The organism is Streptomyces sp. NPDC029836 (assembly GCF_055574495.1).
The window spans coordinates 96954-113924 of the sequence record NZ_JBVHZI010000017.1 but is presented as its reverse complement, the minus strand read 5'-3'; the positions used below and the strand labels follow the sequence as shown (position 1 = coordinate 113924).

Annotated in this window: 15 protein-coding genes and 1 pseudogene; 6 read left to right on the top strand and 10 right to left on the bottom strand. The window is 69.7% G+C overall.

Going from position 1 to position 16971, the window contains the following annotated elements:
* Window positions 1-97 precede the first annotated feature (97 nt).
* From ACZ4XJ_RS32690 to ACZ4XJ_RS32670, 5 genes and pseudogenes are all read right to left on the bottom strand, one after another.
* A pseudogene (locus ACZ4XJ_RS32690) lies at window positions 98-1797 on the bottom strand (relaxase/mobilization nuclease domain-containing protein).
* Window positions 1794-2150, bottom strand: coding sequence for a plasmid mobilization relaxosome protein MobC (locus ACZ4XJ_RS32685; protein ID WP_468498279.1), 357 nt, complete (start codon window positions 2148-2150; stop codon window positions 1794-1796). The pseudogene ACZ4XJ_RS32690 and the gene ACZ4XJ_RS32685 overlap by 4 nt, the downstream one beginning before the upstream one ends.
* An 896-nt stretch (window positions 2151-3046) precedes the next feature.
* Entirely contained in the window at window positions 3047-3745 is a 699-nt protein-coding gene (locus ACZ4XJ_RS32680; protein WP_468498278.1) for an ATP-binding protein, read from the bottom strand.
* On the bottom strand, window positions 3742-3891 hold the full coding sequence (locus ACZ4XJ_RS32675; RefSeq protein WP_468498277.1) for a hypothetical protein: 150 nt from the start codon (window positions 3889-3891) through the stop codon (window positions 3742-3744). The genes ACZ4XJ_RS32680 and ACZ4XJ_RS32675 overlap by 4 nt, the downstream gene beginning before the upstream one ends.
* A gap of 201 nt (window positions 3892-4092) precedes the next feature.
* Window positions 4093-4665, bottom strand: coding sequence for a hypothetical protein (locus ACZ4XJ_RS32670; RefSeq protein ID WP_468498276.1), 573 nt, complete (start codon window positions 4663-4665; stop codon window positions 4093-4095).
* 568 nt (window positions 4666-5233) lie between these two features.
* On the opposite strand from ACZ4XJ_RS32670, the gene ACZ4XJ_RS32665 reads away from it, so the two are divergent.
* From ACZ4XJ_RS32665 to ACZ4XJ_RS32655, 3 genes are all read left to right on the top strand, one after another.
* Window positions 5234-5485, top strand: coding sequence for a helix-turn-helix domain-containing protein (locus ACZ4XJ_RS32665; protein WP_468498275.1), 252 nt, complete (start codon window positions 5234-5236; stop codon window positions 5483-5485).
* A 234-nt stretch (window positions 5486-5719) separates the two neighbouring features.
* Window positions 5720-5998, top strand: coding sequence for a helix-turn-helix transcriptional regulator (locus tag ACZ4XJ_RS32660; RefSeq protein ID WP_468498283.1), 279 nt, complete (start codon window positions 5720-5722; stop codon window positions 5996-5998).
* A gap of 1052 nt (window positions 5999-7050) precedes the next feature.
* Complete coding sequence (locus tag ACZ4XJ_RS32655) at window positions 7051-7308, top strand: hypothetical protein (protein ID WP_468498274.1); 258 nt, start codon at window positions 7051-7053, stop codon at window positions 7306-7308.
* On the opposite strand, the gene ACZ4XJ_RS32650 is transcribed toward ACZ4XJ_RS32655, so the two are convergent.
* The 3 genes from ACZ4XJ_RS32650 to ACZ4XJ_RS32640 form a co-directional block, all read right to left on the bottom strand.
* Window positions 7293-7877, bottom strand: coding sequence for a hypothetical protein (locus ACZ4XJ_RS32650; protein WP_468498273.1), 585 nt, complete (start codon window positions 7875-7877; stop codon window positions 7293-7295). The genes ACZ4XJ_RS32655 and ACZ4XJ_RS32650 overlap by 16 nt on opposite strands.
* A gap of 105 nt (window positions 7878-7982) precedes the next feature.
* Window positions 7983-8513, bottom strand: a complete 531-nt coding sequence (locus tag ACZ4XJ_RS32645; RefSeq protein WP_468498272.1) for an SMI1/KNR4 family protein — start codon at window positions 8511-8513, stop codon at window positions 7983-7985.
* A 315-nt stretch (window positions 8514-8828) separates the two neighbouring features.
* On the bottom strand, window positions 8829-9998 hold the full coding sequence (locus ACZ4XJ_RS32640; RefSeq protein WP_468498271.1) for a magnesium and cobalt transport protein CorA: 1170 nt from the start codon (window positions 9996-9998) through the stop codon (window positions 8829-8831).
* A 364-nt stretch (window positions 9999-10362) separates the two neighbouring features.
* Here ACZ4XJ_RS32640 and ACZ4XJ_RS32635 point away from each other — a divergent pair, with 364 nt between their 5' ends.
* Together ACZ4XJ_RS32635 and ACZ4XJ_RS32630 are read left to right on the top strand one after the other, a co-directional pair.
* Entirely contained in the window at window positions 10363-11637 is a 1275-nt protein-coding gene (locus ACZ4XJ_RS32635; protein WP_468498270.1) for a winged helix DNA-binding domain-containing protein, read from the top strand.
* A 45-nt stretch (window positions 11638-11682) separates the two neighbouring features.
* Entirely contained in the window at window positions 11683-13362 is a 1680-nt protein-coding gene (locus ACZ4XJ_RS32630) for an AMP-binding protein (protein ID WP_468498269.1), read from the top strand.
* A 45-nt stretch (window positions 13363-13407) separates the two neighbouring features.
* Here the strand turns inward: ACZ4XJ_RS32630 and ACZ4XJ_RS32625 are convergent, their stop codons facing one another.
* Both ACZ4XJ_RS32625 and ACZ4XJ_RS32620 read right to left on the bottom strand, forming a co-directional pair.
* Entirely contained in the window at window positions 13408-13896 is a 489-nt protein-coding gene (locus tag ACZ4XJ_RS32625; protein WP_362876385.1) for a glutathione peroxidase, read from the bottom strand.
* Between the two features lie 113 nt (window positions 13897-14009).
* Window positions 14010-14804 carry a hypothetical protein gene (locus tag ACZ4XJ_RS32620; protein WP_468498268.1) on the bottom strand — a complete coding sequence of 265 codons (795 nt, stop codon included), beginning with the start codon at window positions 14802-14804 and terminating at the stop codon, window positions 14010-14012.
* A gap of 266 nt (window positions 14805-15070) precedes the next feature.
* Between ACZ4XJ_RS32620 and gcl the strand changes: the two genes are divergently transcribed.
* The gene (gcl, locus tag ACZ4XJ_RS32615; protein WP_362876383.1) at window positions 15071-16858 is read left to right on the top strand and encodes a glyoxylate carboligase; all 1788 of its coding nucleotides are present in this window, start codon (window positions 15071-15073) and stop codon (window positions 16856-16858) included.
* Window positions 16859-16971 lie beyond the last annotated feature (113 nt).

Sequence of the window (16971 nt, the reverse complement as noted above, 5' to 3'; positions counted from 1 at the left end):
GTCCACCTGCGGCAACAAGGGCTCCATCCGCTCCCACGCCGCCTCCGTCAACTCACCTCGACCTGTCACAAGATCAATTATCAGACAGGCTCTAGCGTCAGCGCCGGCGGGAGGCGTTGTTCGCGGCCTTCGGAGCCGGTTGTGTGGTCGCCGCGTGCCGGGGGAGTGATGCTGCGGGATCGGCAGGCAGGTGCGCGAGACGGCGGAGACGCCAGACGAGGACGTCGCTGACGGAGGTGGCGCTGTCCAGCTCCCGGTGCCGCGTGGCTTCTGCGAGGAGGTGGGCTGGGTTGTGGCCTGCGGCCTGGGTATCGGCGAGTGTGGCCGCCAGGGCGGGCCAGCCCGGCTCGGTCAGAACTTGTTCGGCAATCTCGGGCAGCGCCTGGCGTAGGACGGCTGCCTGTCGTCGCTGCAGTGGCAGGGAGCGGCCTCGCTGGTGGAGCACGGACATCGGCTGGGCGGCCGCAATCTCGTAGTCGGCGCGCAGGTGTTCGGCGGCTTGGTGGGCGGCTTCGGCTTGCTGGGCGTGGTGCTTCTTGGCGTGCCACTTCGCCGCCGCGGTGACGAGGAAGAACGCGGTGTCGATGAGCATGGCGGTGGTGGCGCCGTCCTCTCCGCGGCTGAGGGCTGGTCCGCTGTGGACGAGGTCATGCGCGGCCTGGCGCAGGGCGTGGTCGTGCCCGCGTACGGCGCGGACGTGGGAACGCGAGGCCCGCTCGAACGCGAAGGCTGCATCACGGAGTTCTCGTCGGGTGGGGGTGGCAGAGGTGTCGGCGAGCGCGTCGAGGACCTCGCCGGCAGCGGCGATCTGGGCTGCTGCCGTGCCGTCGTCGCCGTGATCGATGATCAGCAGTGCCTGCCAGGTCGCCGTGGTGGCGCGGCGGCGGGCGTACGCCGGGCCGGTCACCGGTGGGAGAACGGGCTGCTCCGGTGAGACGCGCTCGTCCGAGGAGGGTTCTGCCGGTTGGGTCCAGCGTTCGCGGATGCGGGGCAGGGAGAGGTCGGGGGCGAGCTTGGATCCCGAGTAGAAGACGGGTTCGCCGTTCTTGTTGCGGTCGTCGGGCAGGGCCACGGTGTAGCCAAGGAGGTCCCCGGACGGTGCCACGCGCCGCTTTACGCGGAGACCGGCATGGGTGAGACGGTCGAAGAACTCCTCCTCGCTCCGGGCACCCGTGGCCGCACGTCGGACGCTCTCGCGCAGTTCCTCCCTAGGGGTGCGTTCCCGCTGGTGGCGGTCGGCTTTGTGGCGTTCGGCGCTGGTGGGGCGCTGGGCTGCGGTTCCGTCACCGGTGTTGAGGCGGCGCAGGCCGTAGTCGGCCTCGATGAGACGGGCTTCGGCCTGGGAGCGTTTGGCTTCGTTGTGGCGGCGGGGCCGGCGGCCGTCTTCGCGGACGGTGGTGGCGATGATGTGGATGTGGTCGTCGGCGTGGCGGACGGCTGCCCAGCGGCAGGCGGCGGTGTCGCTCTCGGGGGCTATGCCGGTGGCGGCAACCATGCGGCGGGCGATGTCGCCCCACTGTTCGTCGGTGAGGATCGGGTCCTCGGGCGCAGCACGTACGGACAGGTGCCACACGTGCTCGGTGGGGCGCCGTGACTTGGGCAGGGCTTCGACGGGCTGGTCGAGGAGCCTTTGCAGGTCCGCGTAAGTGGCTTTCGGGTTGCGTCCGGGGTCGGGGACGAGGCTGTCCCAGGCCGCCACGAGGTGCGGGTCGGTGTGTTCCTCGTGGGTGCCGGGGCCGTAGAGGTACGGATCAGACCGATGGTGCGGGTGCCCATCTTGTGGACGCGGGGGATCATCCGGCGGGAGTCTCCGTCTCCAAGTAGCGCTGGGTGAAGTCCTCCACGCGCTCGGCGGTCCGTTGGACGGCGTCGAGGACCGCCTTGGCATGCGGAGCGTCGGCGCCGGAGTTCAGGACGGTGGCGACCTGGTTGAGGTTGTTGCCGATCTGGCCGAGGGCCCGGCGCAGCGCGAACAGCTCTCTGACCATCTCCCGGTGGGTGGCGATCTCGGCTTCGGTGTGTTCGAGGTCGCGTGCGGCCTTCAGGGCAGAGTGGGCGAGGCAGCCGGCGATGCTCATGTGGCAGGCAGAGGCGGCGTGGGTGAGGAGCTGGAATTCGTCGTCGTTCATGCGGCAGCTGGGCTGGTGCATGCGCTTCTTCTCGGCGGGCAGACGTTCACGCTGGCGCGCGTGCAATGTCGTTGGGGTGATGTGCGTGCAGCGGGGGGTGTGGCAGGTGTGCTGTCCCTCCGTCTCGTGGTGCGGTCCGGCTTCGGCAGCATCCCGAAGGACCGGCGCCCCCTGGTGCCGGTCCGCCCCCGCCACCCCTGGGGCGGGGGTACCCAGAGCATTGCTCCCGACGGGAGCAATGCTCTGGGTACAACTTGCTCCTCCTGAGGCTGGAAGCGAGGGCATGTGCTCGTCGTGGCTGGGACGGTCGTGCGGTGGGTTGTGCATGCGTGTCCTTGAAGAGGTAGAGGCTGGTCAGGTGAAGGGGCTGTTGGGCGGGGTCGACCGGTTGGGGACCGCTCGCTCGTGAAGCGAGACGCTGCCGGTGCTGTTTGGGGACCGGGCGGGGGCGGTCCCCGTATCGGGGAGGCGCTCGGTCCCCAGCGGCAGGGGTGTGGGGGACTGGTCCCCCCTCGGTCCCCGTAGTGGTGGGTGGGGACGGTCCCCGACGTGGTGACCTGGCGGTCCCCGAACCGCCGCAGGGCGGTCCCGGATGGTGGGGACCGTGGGGACGGTCCCCACTGAGTCGGGGGATGTCAGGCCGGGGTGACCTGCGGAAATAGAGTTGGGGACCGGTCCCCATGGTGCCCGGCGCGCGCAGCGCAATCATGGGACGGTCCCCGATCGACTGCTGTCGGTCCCCTCCTGGGGGAGGCCGCTGTCAGGCGGGGACCGGGGCCAGGTTGGGGACCGGGTTGGGGACCGTGACAGGGACGGGGACCGGGACCGGGACCGGGATGGGACGGTCCCCGAACGGCTCGGGTCAGTGGGTCGGTCCCCACAATGACGGGGACCGACTTGGGTGGGGACCGTGGTGGTCAGGAGCCCGACGGCTGGGCGCGTCGGCGGTCCGGGCCGGTGAGGATGACGCGGGTGGTCATCTCTGCCAGGCGGGAGGCGACGCGGTCCCCGACTGCGTTGCGGAGTTCCGCGATCGGCAGGTTGGTGGTGATCAGGGTCGGGAGCATCTCGGTGTAGCGGCGGTTGATCAGCCGGTACGTCAGCTCCTCGGTCCACTCGGACTGCTTGGCCGCGCCGAGGTCGTCCAGGATCAGCAGCGGGCACCGGCCGAGCTCTTGGATCTCCCGCTCGGGATCGTGGTTGGGCCGGGGCCGGAGCTGGGCGTAGAGATCGGCGGAGGTGACCGCCTGCCAGCACAGGCGTACTCCGGCGGCCAGCAGCGAGCGGACGGCTCCGTACGCCTGGTGGGTCTTGCCGATGCCGGTGGGCCCGGCGATCAGCAGCGAGGGGCCGTAGGCGATGCCCCGGGTCCCGGCCGGCCCGTTTCGCCCGGCGAGGGTGACCGCCTCCACCCAGCCCAGGACTTCGGGTTGGGTGGCGAGTGCCTCGCGGTAGCGGGGCGGGATGCGGCGGTCGGCGAGTTCCAGGGCGGTCACCGGCTCCACCGTGGGCCCGGCGGGTGCGGTGTCGGGGTCGATGCCCTTGGCAGCGAGAATGGCCTGGAGACGGGCTGCCAAGGTGCCAGCACGCTGGGGTTCGCGGGTCGCGGTGGTCACAGCTGGCCTCCGTAAGCGGCTTCGGCGTCAACGGGGTTGGTGTACGGCTGAGGGGCCCTGCGGGCGCCAGCAGTGGCCTGGGGCGGGTTCATGGCCTCGTTGACCAGGCTGGGCAGCACGCTCGGGTGGAGGCTCTTGACGCGCATGCGCTCGACCCCGGCTCGGACGTGCTCTGGGTCGATGCCTTCGCGCAGCAGCTTGCCGATCTCCCAGCCGACATGGCCCAGAACGCTCTCCGGGGGACGCTTCTCGCACGCGGCGGCGTACTCGCCGACCAGCTGCTGGGTCGTGACGGGGGTGGGGTGGGGGCTCCAGCGCCCCCCAACGGAGATCCTAGATCCCTGATCCTAGATCCTAGATCCTAGATCCGGACGGTGAGGGCTCGGCGCGGGCTCCCGTACTTCTCCCTGATGCCGCTCGGAGGGCTCAGTGAACCCGTCCTGACCTGCTGATACGGAGATCATCGAAACGGCATGAGGTGTGGGTGCGAGCTCCGGGACGGATGCCTGATGGTGCACGGACGCCTCACGGAGCCCTCCCTGCGCCAGCGGTGAAGTCAGGGGTACCCGGCCGCCGTCGTGGTAGGGGCAGTTCGGGTGCCGGACACCGCTGGGGCGGTTGACCTTCTGGTGCTTGGAGAAGGTCACGATGTGCAGGTACCGCTTGCCGTCCTCGCCCTCGTACCGGCAGATGAGTTCATTGCCGGCGAGCTGGGTGAGGTCGTCCTCGACCTCGATCGGGCCGTGTTCGGGGCGCAGGGACCACAAGAGGCCTGCGATGACGGCGGACTGGTCACGGAACCGGCCGTGGTCGTCGGCCTGGGTGAGCAGGCCGAAGAACGTCCGCTCCGCGGTGATGCTGACGGCGGCCAGCGATTCGGAGCTGAAGGCTTCCGGCTTGATGGTGCGGATGCGCGCCATGCCTATCGCCCCGCCTTCGCCTGCTGCTGGGACGGCGACGCCGGGGTGGGTGCGGGTGTGCGGACGGCTGCGTCGGCCGTACTGTTGGGCATAGACGTTCCTCAGATCCGTTCAGGAGTGGGCGGTTTGGACAAGGGACTCCCATCGGCTCTCGGCGCTGCAACGCCGGGAGCCGATTCCTTTGTCAGGGGTGCTTGGCCAAGACAGCCACACCCAGCCCGTGCAAGTCCAGCGCATCCGCACTCGAAAAGCGTCAGAGCGCATCGCTGATCGCGAACGTCTTCACAGTAAGGGCGAATCCCCGGTTGACCAAAAAGTTGACGGCGTAGGGAGAGCGGCGAAGATCGCACCCCGAAATCTATTGACCGGGGTAGACGAGGCGATCTATGTTTCCGCCGCCCGGAGCCACTGCTGCTGTGCGCACCTCTGCGGTCCGAGTTGGGTCGTAGTTCCGCAATGGCCGTCTATGCGGGAATCGGCAGTTCGTTCTCCGCGAAACTGGCCCCAAAGTCCCATGTCTGGGCGTCCGCGATTACGTGAACCCGGGAACCCGAGCTACAACAGACGCATGCCCCGAAGAGCTACGGAAATCGGTCCCGCCGGAGAACGGACCGCCCACGCCATCGAGCGGCTGCGCACCTCGCGCGGGTTCGCCCAGCGCGAGCTCGCTGCCCGTGTCACCGAGCTCGGCCACCCCATGACCAACACCGTGCTGTCCCGCATCGAACGCACCCGCCGGCGCTGCGACGTGGACGACCTCGTCGCCATTGCGACCGCCCTCGGTGTCTCCCCACTCGCCCTGCTCCAGCCCGCGACGTAGGGGTCCGGGGTGGGTGCGCGGCGACGCCGCCCCGGCTTATACCCGACGATCCCCGGTCAGCCAAACCGGGGATTCTCCAGACCATAGAAGTAGTCCGCTCCACCTGCCCGACAGCAAGTGGGGGCGGACTCGTCATGCCCGATGTCCGTCGCCGCAGGTTGTTGACGGAAGGCCCCGAAGGTTCGATACGTGCGAAGTGCTTCTTGTGACAGTGAATTGCTGGCGAATGTCCGTATGTCTCCCCGCGTGTCGCCGCTGCGGAGGGGTTTTCTGAACGTGCGTGAAGCCGCTGAATACCTGGGTCTGTCGCCCACTACCCTTTACGTGTGGCGGCACCGTCGCCAAGGTCCGCCGAGTTTTCGGATGGGGCGGAGCGGACGTGTGATGTACCGGATCGAAACGCTTGACGAGTGGATCCGGGAACAGGAGCAGGCGGACTCCCGCAGTAATACTTCCCTAAGTCCGGTGAATGCCGCCCCGCAGCGCCGCGCCGGGTACCCGGCCACGGCCTAACCGATCTACCCGGCCTTACCTCCCTACGCTCAACCCTTACCCAGAGGAATTCTTGGCTGTATATATCGAAGACCGTTGGATCAAAAAGAAGAAGGATCCCGTCACGGGGAAGCGTGAGCGTACGACCCGTTACGGCAAGGGGTCTCGGTACCGTGTCGCTGGAATCCCGGGCGTCCGGGACATGTCGTTCGACGTGCTGGAGGACGCCGAGGGGTGGCTCCGGCGGTCTGGCACCGACAGCGAACGGGGCGAGTTCGTCGACCCGCGCGACGGCTCATCACCTTGACGGACTTCGTCACGCGCCACTGGCGCGCCGGCGTTCGCGGCGCGCCCGGCACGGTCAAACGAGTTGATGAGCGTGTACGACTCCACATCCTTCCGCACCTCGGTGCGGTGGCGCTGCGCGACGTGTCGGCGACTGTCCTGCGCGGCTACATAGCCACGCTCGAAGGCGAGTGCTGTCCGCGGTACGCCCGGCAGATCCTCACCTCGCTGTCGAACATCTTCGAGACCGCGATCGACGACAAGCGCCTCGTCCGCAACCCCATGCGGGCCAAGACGGTCCGTTGGCCGAAGGCCCCCGACGAGGATCGTGACGCGTGGCCGCTGGCAACGGCACAGAGGGTGCGGGACGTGATCAATCCTCGCTACCGGATCGCGGTCGTCGTCGCGCTGGGGTGTGGGCTGCGCCAGGGCGAGGTGTTCGGGCTGTCGCCGAAGGACATCGACTTCGAACGCGGCGTCATCCGAGTGCGCAGGCAGGTGCAACTTCTCTCCGGGCGCCTCCACTTCGCCCTGCCCAAGGGCGGCAAGACGCGCATCGTCGACATGCCCCGGTCGGTGGCCACGGAACTGGCCGCGTACTTCCTCGACCATCCGGCGGTCGACGTCGAGTCCCCTGGGGTGGACCGGAGCCCGACCGGGAGAAGCAGAGCTTCCCGCTCGTCCTCACGACGACGTACGGCAACGCCATCCGCGCCAACATCTTCAACGACGAGGCCTGGAAGCCAGCCCTCGCAGCGGCAGGAGTCATTCCCGCGCGGGAGAAGGGTGTGCGGTGGAAGGCTTCACGCAAGGACGGCTTCCACGTGCTCCCGCACACCTACGCCTCGGTCCTCCTCGAAGCGGGCGAGTCCATCGTCACGCTCGCCCGGTGGCTCGGTCACTCAAGTCCGACCATCACCCTGGACCACTATGCCCACTTCATGCCCGAGGCTGGCGGCAAGGGTCGCGCGGCCATCGACGCACTGCTCGGTACGGTGCCCGAGTACGTACCTGAGGCCCTGGTCTCCTCTCACGGCCGCATCTGAGATCCCGTACCGAAGGTGGTCGCCTGCGCCCGGCAATGTTCCAGCTCCGCCGCCACCTCTGCCTGGTCCGAGCCGTCCTCGGTCGCCAGTAGTTCCCCGGCCGTAACCATGGCCGCCCAGAACTCGGGAGGTGCGCCCCGCCCTTCCCGGAACCGGGTCTGCGCGAAGAGCAGGAAGATCTTCGTGAGCTCCCCGGTTCGAAACCAGGGGATCATGCCGCCAGGAAAGCCTCCGCGGGCGCAGGCGGCAGTCCACAACAGGTTGCGGATCCGCTCGCCGCGACCGTCCAGCACTTGGTCCACGACGAACACGTGCCCACAGGCGAGGAGCATGGCGACGATGTCTTCCTCTCCCGCCTCGAACTCGTCGAAGAGGCGCCGTGCCTCGTGGATTCGAGCTTCGGCGTCCGGCCGGGACACTCCCAGGGCCAGACATAGGGCCAACGCGCAGGCGTCCCAGTCACCGGTGCGCGCGGTCAGTTCGGCGAAGACCTCCTCCTTGCCCTGTCCGGCGGCCAGCATCTCGCGGGCCTCCAGAACGAGCGCGTCCCCGCCTTCCCCGTGCTTCATGGTCAGAGGCTACAGCGATGCTCGAACGCGACAGAGGGGCGCGGTGACTTGAGCGTTCCGCCATTCCCGTGATTCCAGCTGGTCGTGCAGGCGACGACGCTGGGTTCAGCGGCAGAGGTCCATGATGGTGTCGTCGAAGTCGGGGAACTCCCGGGTCGCCAGCTCGATCACGGCTGCCGCCGACCGGCGCTGGTGCGGTGCGAATCCTTCGGCGATGGCTGCCAGCTCCGGATTGTGCTGCGCTTTCCAGTCCGGCTCGTAGGACGTGGCGGCTTCCCAGGGGCCGAAGCCGTCGGCCAGTAGCCACAGGAAGTCGCCCAGGTCGCGTGCTACGACACCGGTCTCGCCCTCCGAGCCGAGGAAGACGATGGGCTGCTCGGCCAGAGGGCGGCTCGGGCGGATGAGCCAGATCGCCGCGTACCCGCCCGTGCCGTCCTGTCCGAACACGCGGAAGGCGCTGCCGTCCAGTTCGCTGTTCCCGGTCCACGCTTGGAACCAGTCGGTGGTCTCGGCAGCGGACAGGAAGGCGGGGAAGGGCTCGAAGTCGACCCCGGTCTTCCCGTCGGCGTACTCGAATCGAACGGCCATCGCAGTGGCGAGCGCGGCGGGGAACTGGCGGTCATCGGTGGGCTTCACGGAGACAGGCTAGACAGGGGGTCGGACATCGACGCCCTACGGGCAGGTTGGTGGGCGACTGCCGGTTCGTAGTCGTCGGGGGAGACAGGACGGGCCTGGTCGCGACAACGGGTGGCACAGCATCTGCTGTGCCACCCGTTGTCGTTACCCTCCGCAATCGCGTGCCGTCGAAGGTGGTCGGCGGTTCGGGAGGGCTGGCCCCAAGGTGCGGGGGAGCGCCCGGCATGGGCGGGCTGCGGATTCTCCCCAGGGGTCCTGCGGGCCACTTCTCAGCGTTCGCAGGAGCTAAGTTGATCAATGGTGCTGCTGTGTGGTCTACAGCCAGTCGCGCTTCTTGAAGATGACGTACAAGCTGACGCAGACCACTGCCATCAGCAGGATCGCGAAGGGGTAGCCGCCCGCCCACTTCAGTTCGGGCATGTCCTCGAAGTTCATGCCGTAGATCGTGCCGACCAGGGTGGGGGCGAAGAGGATGGCGGCCCATGAGGAGATCTTTTTGATCTCCTCGTTCTGTTCGAAGCCGGCTTCGGCCAGGGCGCGCATTTCGGCGTTTTGTTGTTGGGAGACCAGAGTGGCGTTGACCGTCAGGATGTCGGTGAGGGCCTGGCGGAAGCCGTCCACGCGTTCGCTGGTGTGGGTCACGTGGTCGGCGACGTCGCGGAGGTAGCGCTGGAGTTCCTCGTCCGTGCCGTACTTGGCGAAGCCGGCCATCAGGCCGTGGAGCATGCCGACCAGGGGGCGGGTGGCGCGTTGGAACTCGACCATTTCGCGGGAGAGTTCGTAGATGCGGCGCGAGACCTCGGGGTCGCCGCGGAAGACCTCGGTCTCGATCTCGTCGATGTCGGTCTGGACCCCCGTGACGACCGGCGCGTAGCCGTCGACCACCGCGTCGAGGATCGCGTACAGGGCGGCCTCCGGGCCGAGGGACAGGAGGGCGGGGTTCTCCTCCATGCGGCGGCGGACGGAGGAGAGGTCGGGGGCGCCGCCGTGGCGGACGGTGATCAGGAAGTCGGGGCCGACGAAGACGTGGAGTTCGCCGAACTCGACCTCCTCCGGGGCGTCCAGGTAGCGGGCCGCGCGCAGGACGACGAACAGGGTGTCGCCGTAGCGCTCCAGCTTGGGGCGCTGGTGGGCTTCGAGGGCGTCCTCGACGGCGAGTTCGTGGAGGTTGAACTCGCTCGCCAGGGAGTGCAGTTCGGTTTCCGTCGGTCGGTGGAGTCCGATCCAGGCCATGCCGTCCGGCTGGTCGCGGAGCTGCCGGAAGGTGTCGGCGAGGGTGGCGGGGGAGGCGACGCGGAGGCCTTCGCGGTAGACCGCGGAGTCGATCACGCTGCGGTGGTTCGGCGGGACCGGCGGGGCGGGCTCCGGGCCCGACGGGCCCGTCCCGGGTGCGCCCGGCGGGGGAGTGGTGTCGGGACCGGACGGGCGGAGCCGGCCCGGGCGCTTCGCGGGTGGGGAGGGGCGGCGGTCTGGTCGCTCCGGCATCGCAGGTCAGCTCCCGGTCGAACGTACGTTTACGGGCCAAGGGCAGGATATAGGGAGAGATCCGGATGAAGAGGTGACCCGTGGACCTGGAGGCCTCACCGGCGCGGCCATCACCCGTGAAGGTCGTATCCGGGGACGCGGCCGCGGTGACGGGTCGGGGCCTGCGGACAGAAGGTGTCCGCAAGCGGCGCCAGTGCTGTGGCCGGAAGGGTTTGCCGGGTCGCGGTGTTCGGTGCGGTGCGTCGCAAGGCGGCGGGCCGCGGCTCGTACTGGACGTACTTCCGTGGTCCGACAACGCGGCGAGGTGCCGTGCCGGGCGCCGCGACCCGGTGGACCTTTCCGGTCACAGCGCTAGCGTGCGGTCATGGCCTCCAGGACGAAGACCCCCCACCAGAGTCCCCTGATCGGGACCCGTGCGCTGAACCGCGCGACCCTTGCCCGACAGCTGCTGCTGAGCCGGGCCGAGATGTCCGCGGGGGACGCCGTCGCGCACCTCGTCGGGCTCCAGGCGCAGAACGTCAAGCCCCCGTACTTCCAGCTCCACGCCCGCCTCGCCGGGTTCCGGCCCGCGGAGCTGGCCGGGCTCATGGAGTCGCGCGAGGTGGTCCGGATGGTGACGATGCGCTCCACCATCCACACCCACACCGCGCACGACGCCCTCACCCTGCGGCCCCTCGTCCAAGCCGCCCGGGACCGGGAGGTCGCCTACTTCCGCAAGGGGCTCACGGGCGTGGACCTGGACCGGCTCGCCGAGCGGGCCCGCGCCTTCGTCGAGGCGGAGCCCCGCACCATGGCGGAGATCCGCGAGGAGCTCCTCGTCCACTGGCCCGCCGCCGATCCGCAGTCCCTGTCGGTCGCGGCGCGCTGTCTGCTGCCGCTGGTCCAGGTCACCCCCCGCGGTGTGTGGGGCCGCAGCGGGCAGGTCCGGCTCACCACCGTCGAGCGGTGGCTCGGGGCGGACGCCGGCGCCGCGCAGCCCGTCGACGACGTGGTGCTGCGCTACCTCGGTGCCTTCGGCCCCGCCTCCGTCAAGGACATGCAGACCTGGGCCGGCCTCACCCGATTGCGGGAGGCCTTCGAACGGCTGCGGCCGCGCCTGCTCACCTTCCGGGACGAGAGCGGCACCGAGCTGTTCGACCTGCCCGACGCGCCCCGCCCCGACGCCGACACGCCGGCCCCGCCGCGTTTCCTGCCCGAATTCGACAACCTGCTGCTGTCCCACGCCGACCGCTCCCGCGTCGTCGCCCCCGAGATCAGGAACCGCACCTGGACGGGCAACCAGGCCCACCGCACCCTCCTCGTCGACGGTTTCCTCGCCGGGCTGTGGCGACTGGACGACGCCCCGACGAGCGGTCCCGCCGACCACAACGGCGCCGGCCCGGGCCGCCCCGGAGTCGACGGCGCCGGCGTGAACCGCCCCGGAGTCGACGGCGCCGGCGCGAACCGCCCCGGAGTCGACGGCGCCGGCGCGAACCGCCCCGGCCCCGACGCCCCCGCGCCGCCCCCCGTCCTCACCGTCGAGCTGTTCGGTACGCCGTCCCGCGCACGCAAGGAGGAGATCGAGGCGGAAGGGCAGGTCCTGCTCGCCACGATGGCCGGCGGACCCGGCTCCGTGCGCTTCGGGTCAATCCACGGCTGACGCCGCCCTGGTGAACGGGACGTCCGGCGCGGCACGATGCCTGTCATGACGGAGAACAGTGCCACCGACAGCTTCCTCGCCGCACGGGACTTCCTGCTCAGCCACCGCGGGGACTACGACGCCGCCCACACCGGATTCACCTGGCCCCGCCCGGAGCGGTTCAACTGGGCCCTCGACTGGTTCGACCGCATCGCGGCCGGCAACGACGCCGACGCGCTGCGCATCGTGGAGGAGGACGGCACCGGCCGCGGCGTCTCCTTCGAGGATCTGTCCGGCCGCTCCGCGGCGGCGGCGAACTGGCTCCGCGCCCAGGGCGTCGAAGCCGGCGACCGGATCCTGGTCATGCTCGGCAACCAGGTCGAGCTGTGGGAGGTGATGCTCGCCGCGATGAAGCTCCGCGCCGTCGTCATCCCCGCGACCCCGCTGCTCGGCCCGGCCGATCTGCGCGACCGGGTGGAGCGCGGCGAGATCCGCCACGTCATCGCCCGTACCGAGGACACCCCCAAGTTCGACGAGGTGGCCGGTACCTACACCCGGATCGCCGCGGGAGAGGACGTCCCCGTCGGATGGCGGCGGCTGGCCGACATGAGCGGAGCCGACCGGGAGTTCCGCCCGGACGGCGAGACCCTCGCCACCGACCCGCTGATGCTGTACTTCACCTCCGGCACCACCGACCGCCCCAAGCTGGTCGAGCACACGCACGCCTCGTACCCGATCGGGCACCTGTCGACCATGTACTGGCTCGGGCTGCGTCCCGGCGACGTCCACCTCAACATCGCCTCGCCCGGTTGGGCCAAGCACGCCTGGTCCAACCTCTTCGCGCCCTGGAACGCGGGCGCCACCGTCTTCGTCCACAACTACGCCCGCTTCGACGCGGAGCGGCTGATGGCCGAGATGGACCGGGCCGGGGTCACCACCTTCTGCGCCCCGCCCACCGTGTGGCGGATGCTGATCCAGTCCGACCTCACCCGACTGCGCAAGCCCCCGCGCGAGGCCGTCGCGGCGGGCGAGCCGCTCAACCCGGAGGTGATCGAGCGGATCCGGGAAGCCTGGGGCGTGACCATCCGCGACGGCTTCGGCCAGACGGAGACCACCCTCCAGGTGGGCAACTTCCCCGGCGTCCCGGTCAAGCCCGGCTCCATGGGCCGGCCGGCGCCCGGCTACACGATCGTGCTCCTGGACCCCGTCACCGGTGAGCCGTCGCCCGACGAGGGCGAGCTCTGCGTGGACCTGCGCACCCGCCCCGCCGGGGTGATGACCGGCTACCGCGACGACCCGCGGCGCACCGCCGAGGCCATGGCCGACGGGCTCTACCGCACCGGGGACATCGCCGCGCGGGACGCGGACGGCTACCTGACCTACCTCGGTCGCGCCGACGACGTGTTCAAGGCCTCCGACTACAAGATCAGCCCGTTCGAGCTGGAGAGCGCCCTGCTGGAACACGAGGCGGTCGTCGAGGCGGCCGTCGTCCCGGCCCCGGACGCGCTGCGGCTCTCCGTCCCGAAGGCGTACATCACCCTCGCCGCGGGCTGGGAGCCGGACAAGGAGACCGCCCGGGTGCTCTTCGAGCACTCCCGGGCGGTCCTCTCCCCGTACAAGTGGATCCGCCGCATCGAGTTCGCCGAGCTGCCCAAGACGGTGTCCGGCAAGATCCGCCGGGTGGAACTGCGGGAACTCACCGCGGCCGGCTCCACGGGGGAGTACGACGAAGCCGACCTGCGCTGAGCGGACCCACGGGGCCCGCCGCTCGCGGGATCCGGACGGGACGGCCTAGGCCGGCAGCTGCGCCTCGATCGCGGCGATGACCTCGGGGGCCTCGGGCTCGGTGCGCGGGCGGAAGCGCGCCACGACCTCGCCGGCGGGGGAGATCAGGAACTTCTCGAAGTTCCACTGGATGTCCCCCGCCTCGCCGTCGGCGTCCGGGGTCCGCACCAGCTCCTGGTAGAGCGGGTGCCGGTGCTCGCCGTTGACCTCGGACTTCTCCAGCATCGGGAACGTCACGCCGAAGCCGGCGGCGCAGAAGGTCTGGATGTCCTCCGCGTTGCCGGGCTCCTGGCCGCCGAACTGGTTGCAGGGCACGCCGATGACGGTGAAGCCCTTCTCCTCGTACTTGAACTGCAGGCGGGCCAGCCCCGAGTACTGGGGGGTCAGCCCGCACTGCGAAGCGGTGTTCACCAGCAGGATGGCCTTGCCCTTGTGGGCCGCGAGGCTGGTCGGCTCGTCGGCAAGAGTGGTCAGCGGGATGTCGTACAGGCTCATCAGGCTCTCCTCGGCAGCAACAGGAACAACGGCAACAACGGCAACAACAGCGACAACAGGAACAACAGCTACAGCAACAGGAACAACAGCAACAGCAACAGCAGCCTCCGAGCCTAGGCCCCCGTCGCGACGAGTGCGTCCGCCGGGTCGTTGACCGGCTGTGGCATGCCGGTGAGGTCCATGACGAACAGCGGTATGCCCAGGTCCTCCGCCCGGCAGCGGGCCTCGTCCGTATAGCCCGCGAGCGAGAAGTAGACGCTGGTCGCGGAGGCCGTCAGGCCGTTCAGCCACACGCACTCCACCGCCCGCAGCCCGGCCGGGGTGGTCGACGGGTCCACCTGCGCGACCACGCCGGGGGCCCGCAGGTCCACCGCCGCCGAGGGGATGGGCAGCCCGTCCGGCCGCCGGACGTCCTGGAAGCCGAGCCACCGCAGGTACAGCGCGGCCGTCGCCACGGCGTCCCGGGCCGTACGGATGGTCACCGGCCGGAACGCCGGCCGCGGCACCGGGGTCCTCCCGGCCGCCCCCGCCCCCGTACCCCCACCCGCGGGCGCGCCGGGCCGCCCGGAAGCCGGAGCCCCGCCGTCGCTCGTCCCCGGGTCCTGACGTGCGGACCCGTCCGGGCCCGCCGCCTGCTGCGGCTCGGGCGGATGGACCGCGAGCAGCACCACGGTGCCGCATCCCGCGCACCCCACCTCCGGGTGCGGCCACTCGCTGTCCCGCCCACAGGCCCCGCACCGCACCGTCACCCAGCTCTGCGACCAGGTGCGGTGCGTGAGCGGGACCGGTGGCGAGGTCAGGTCCAGCGTCGGCGTGACCGGGCTCCCGCAGGCGCAGGGGAAGACCGGGGAGGTGTAGCCGTTCTCGCGCATGCACTCCGGGCAGCGCACCGGTACCGCTTCCGCCATGTGAAAAGGACCCCCTCGTCGCTGTGCGTGGGTCCATGCTCCACCACCCGCGACCGACGGAGTGTGCCGGACCGCGGATTCCCGCCGGAACGTGCCGGCGTCTCGGTCATTTGTACAACTCACCGAAAGAGATGCGGCTTTTGGTGGGTTCCGGGGTGTTGCCCCGCCTTGACGTCCGGCAAGCCGCCGCTTAGCTTGTTCCGTATAGCAGAACATAACTTCCGGATTACGGAAAAGCCTGACCGTCGGACCCGCAGGAGAACTCGATGCCCCGTATGACAGCCGCCGCCGCTGCAGTGGAGATCCTCAAGCTTGAGGGCGTTTCGCAAGCCTTCGGCGTGCCCGGCGCAGCGATCAACCCGTTCTACCGCGAGCTCAAGAACGTGGGCGGCGTCAGCCACACGCTGGCCCGTCACGTCGAGGGCGCCTCGCACATGGCCGAGGGATACACGCGTGCCAAGGCGGGCAACATCGGTGTCTGCATCGGTACGTCCGGCCCCGCCGGCACCGACATGATCACCGGCCTGTACTCGGCGATCGCCGACTCCATCCCGATCCTGTGCATCACCGGTCAGGCTCCGGTCTCGAAGCTCCACAAGGAGGACTTCCAGGCCGTCGACATCGCCTCGATCGCCAAGCCCGTCACCAAGAAGGCCACGACCGTCCTGGAGGCCGCGCAGGTCCCGGGCGTGTTCCAGGAGGCCTTCCACCTGATGCGCTCCGGCCGTCCGGGCCCGGTCCTGATCGACCTCCCGATCGACGTCCAGCTGACCGAGATCGAGTTCGACCCGGAGACCTACGCGCCGCTGCCGGTCTACAAGCCGCAGGCCACCCGCGCCCAGGCCGCCAAGGCCCTGCAGTTCCTGCTGGAGTCGGAGCGCCCGCTGATCGTCGCCGGTGGCGGCATCATCAATGCCGACGCCTCCGACCTGCTGGTCGAGTTCGCCGAGCTGGTCAACGTCCCGGTCATCTCCACCCTGATGGGCTGGGGCACCATTCCGGACGACCACGAACTGGCCGCCGGCATGGTCGGTGTGCAGACCGCGCACCGCTACGGCAACGCCACGTTCCTGGAGTCGGACTTCGTCTTCGGCATCGGCAACCGCTGGGCCAACCGTCACACCGGTTACAACCTGGACGCCTACACCAAGGGCCGCAAGTTCGTCCACGTCGACATCGAGCCCACGCAGCTCGGCAAGATCTTCGCCCCGGACTTCGGCATCGCCTCCGACGCCAAGGCCGCGCTGGAGCTCTTCGTGGAGATCGCCAAGGAGCTCAAGGCCGAGGGCAAGCTGCCGGACTTCTCCGCCTGGACCGCCTCGGCGCAGGACCGCAAGGCGACCCTGCAGCGCCGTACGCACTTCGACAACATCCCCCTGAAGCCGCAGCGCGTCTACGAGGAGATGAACAAGGCGTTCGGTCCCGAGACCCGCTACGTCACCACCATCGGGCTCTCGCAGATCGCGGCCGCGCAGTTCCTGCACGTCTACCGCCCGCGCAACTGGATCAACTGCGGCCAGGCCGGCCCGCTCGGCTGGACCATCCCGGCCGCGATCGGTGCTGCCACCGCCGAGCCGGAGACCCCGATCGTCGCGCTCTCGGGCGACTACGACTTCCAGTTCATGATCGAGGAGCTGGCGGTCGCCGCCCAGCACAAGGTCCCCTACGTCCACGTCCTCGTGAACAACGCCTACCTGGGTCTGATCCGTCAGGCGCAGGGCGGTCTGGGCATCAATTTCGAGGTCAACCTCGAATTCGAGAACATCAACACCCCCGAGCTGGGTGTCTACGGTGTCGACCACGTCAAGGTCGCCGAGGGCCTGGGCGTCAAGGCCATCCGTGTCACCGACCCGGACAAGCTGGGCGAGGCCTTCGAGGAGGCCAAGAAGCTGGCCCAGGAGTTCCAGGTCCCGGTCGTCGTCGAGGCCATCCTGGAGCGCATCACCAACATCGCGATGAGCAAGACGGTCGACATGAGCGACGTCACCGAGTTCGAAGAGCTCGCGACCGAGCCGGGCCACGCCCCGACCGCGATCAAGGCCCTCAAGGTCTGATCACCCCGCACCGCCCGACGGCCCCCGTCCCTCCACCAGGAGGGGCGGGGGCCGTCCGCGTTTCGGGGCCGATCGCCGGGAAGCGGGTCGCCGGTTGTCGGCCCTCGGGCGCC

What these genes read in the sequence shown, in the direction of transcription:
- ACZ4XJ_RS32685 (WP_468498279.1), bottom strand. Translation starts at nt 2,150, where the DNA reads ATGCACCAGCCCAGCTGCCGCATGAACGACGACGAATTCCAGCTCCTC.
- ACZ4XJ_RS32675 (WP_468498277.1), bottom strand. Translation starts at nt 3,891, where the DNA reads ATGCGCGTCAAGAGCCTCCACCCGAGCGTGCTGCCCAGCCTGGTCAAC.
- ACZ4XJ_RS32670 (WP_468498276.1), bottom strand. Translation starts at nt 4,665, where the DNA reads ATGGCGCGCATCCGCACCATCAAGCCGGAAGCCTTCAGCTCCGAATCG.
- ACZ4XJ_RS32665 (WP_468498275.1), top strand. Translation starts at nt 5,234, where the DNA reads ATGCCCCGAAGAGCTACGGAAATCGGTCCCGCCGGAGAACGGACCGCC.
- ACZ4XJ_RS32660 (WP_468498283.1), top strand. Translation starts at nt 5,720, where the DNA reads ATGTCTCCCCGCGTGTCGCCGCTGCGGAGGGGTTTTCTGAACGTGCGT.
- ACZ4XJ_RS32650 (WP_468498273.1), bottom strand. Translation starts at nt 7,877, where the DNA reads ATGAAGCACGGGGAAGGCGGGGACGCGCTCGTTCTGGAGGCCCGCGAG.
- ACZ4XJ_RS32640 (WP_468498271.1), bottom strand. Translation starts at nt 9,998, where the DNA reads ATGCCGGAGCGACCAGACCGCCGCCCCTCCCCACCCGCGAAGCGCCCG.
- ACZ4XJ_RS32635 (WP_468498270.1), top strand. Translation starts at nt 10,363, where the DNA reads ATGGCCTCCAGGACGAAGACCCCCCACCAGAGTCCCCTGATCGGGACC.
- ACZ4XJ_RS32630 (WP_468498269.1), top strand. Translation starts at nt 11,683, where the DNA reads ATGACGGAGAACAGTGCCACCGACAGCTTCCTCGCCGCACGGGACTTC.
- ACZ4XJ_RS32625 (WP_362876385.1), bottom strand. Translation starts at nt 13,896, where the DNA reads ATGAGCCTGTACGACATCCCGCTGACCACTCTTGCCGACGAGCCGACC.
- ACZ4XJ_RS32620 (WP_468498268.1), bottom strand. Translation starts at nt 14,804, where the DNA reads ATGGCGGAAGCGGTACCGGTGCGCTGCCCGGAGTGCATGCGCGAGAAC.
- gcl (WP_362876383.1), top strand. Translation starts at nt 15,071, where the DNA reads ATGCCCCGTATGACAGCCGCCGCCGCTGCAGTGGAGATCCTCAAGCTT.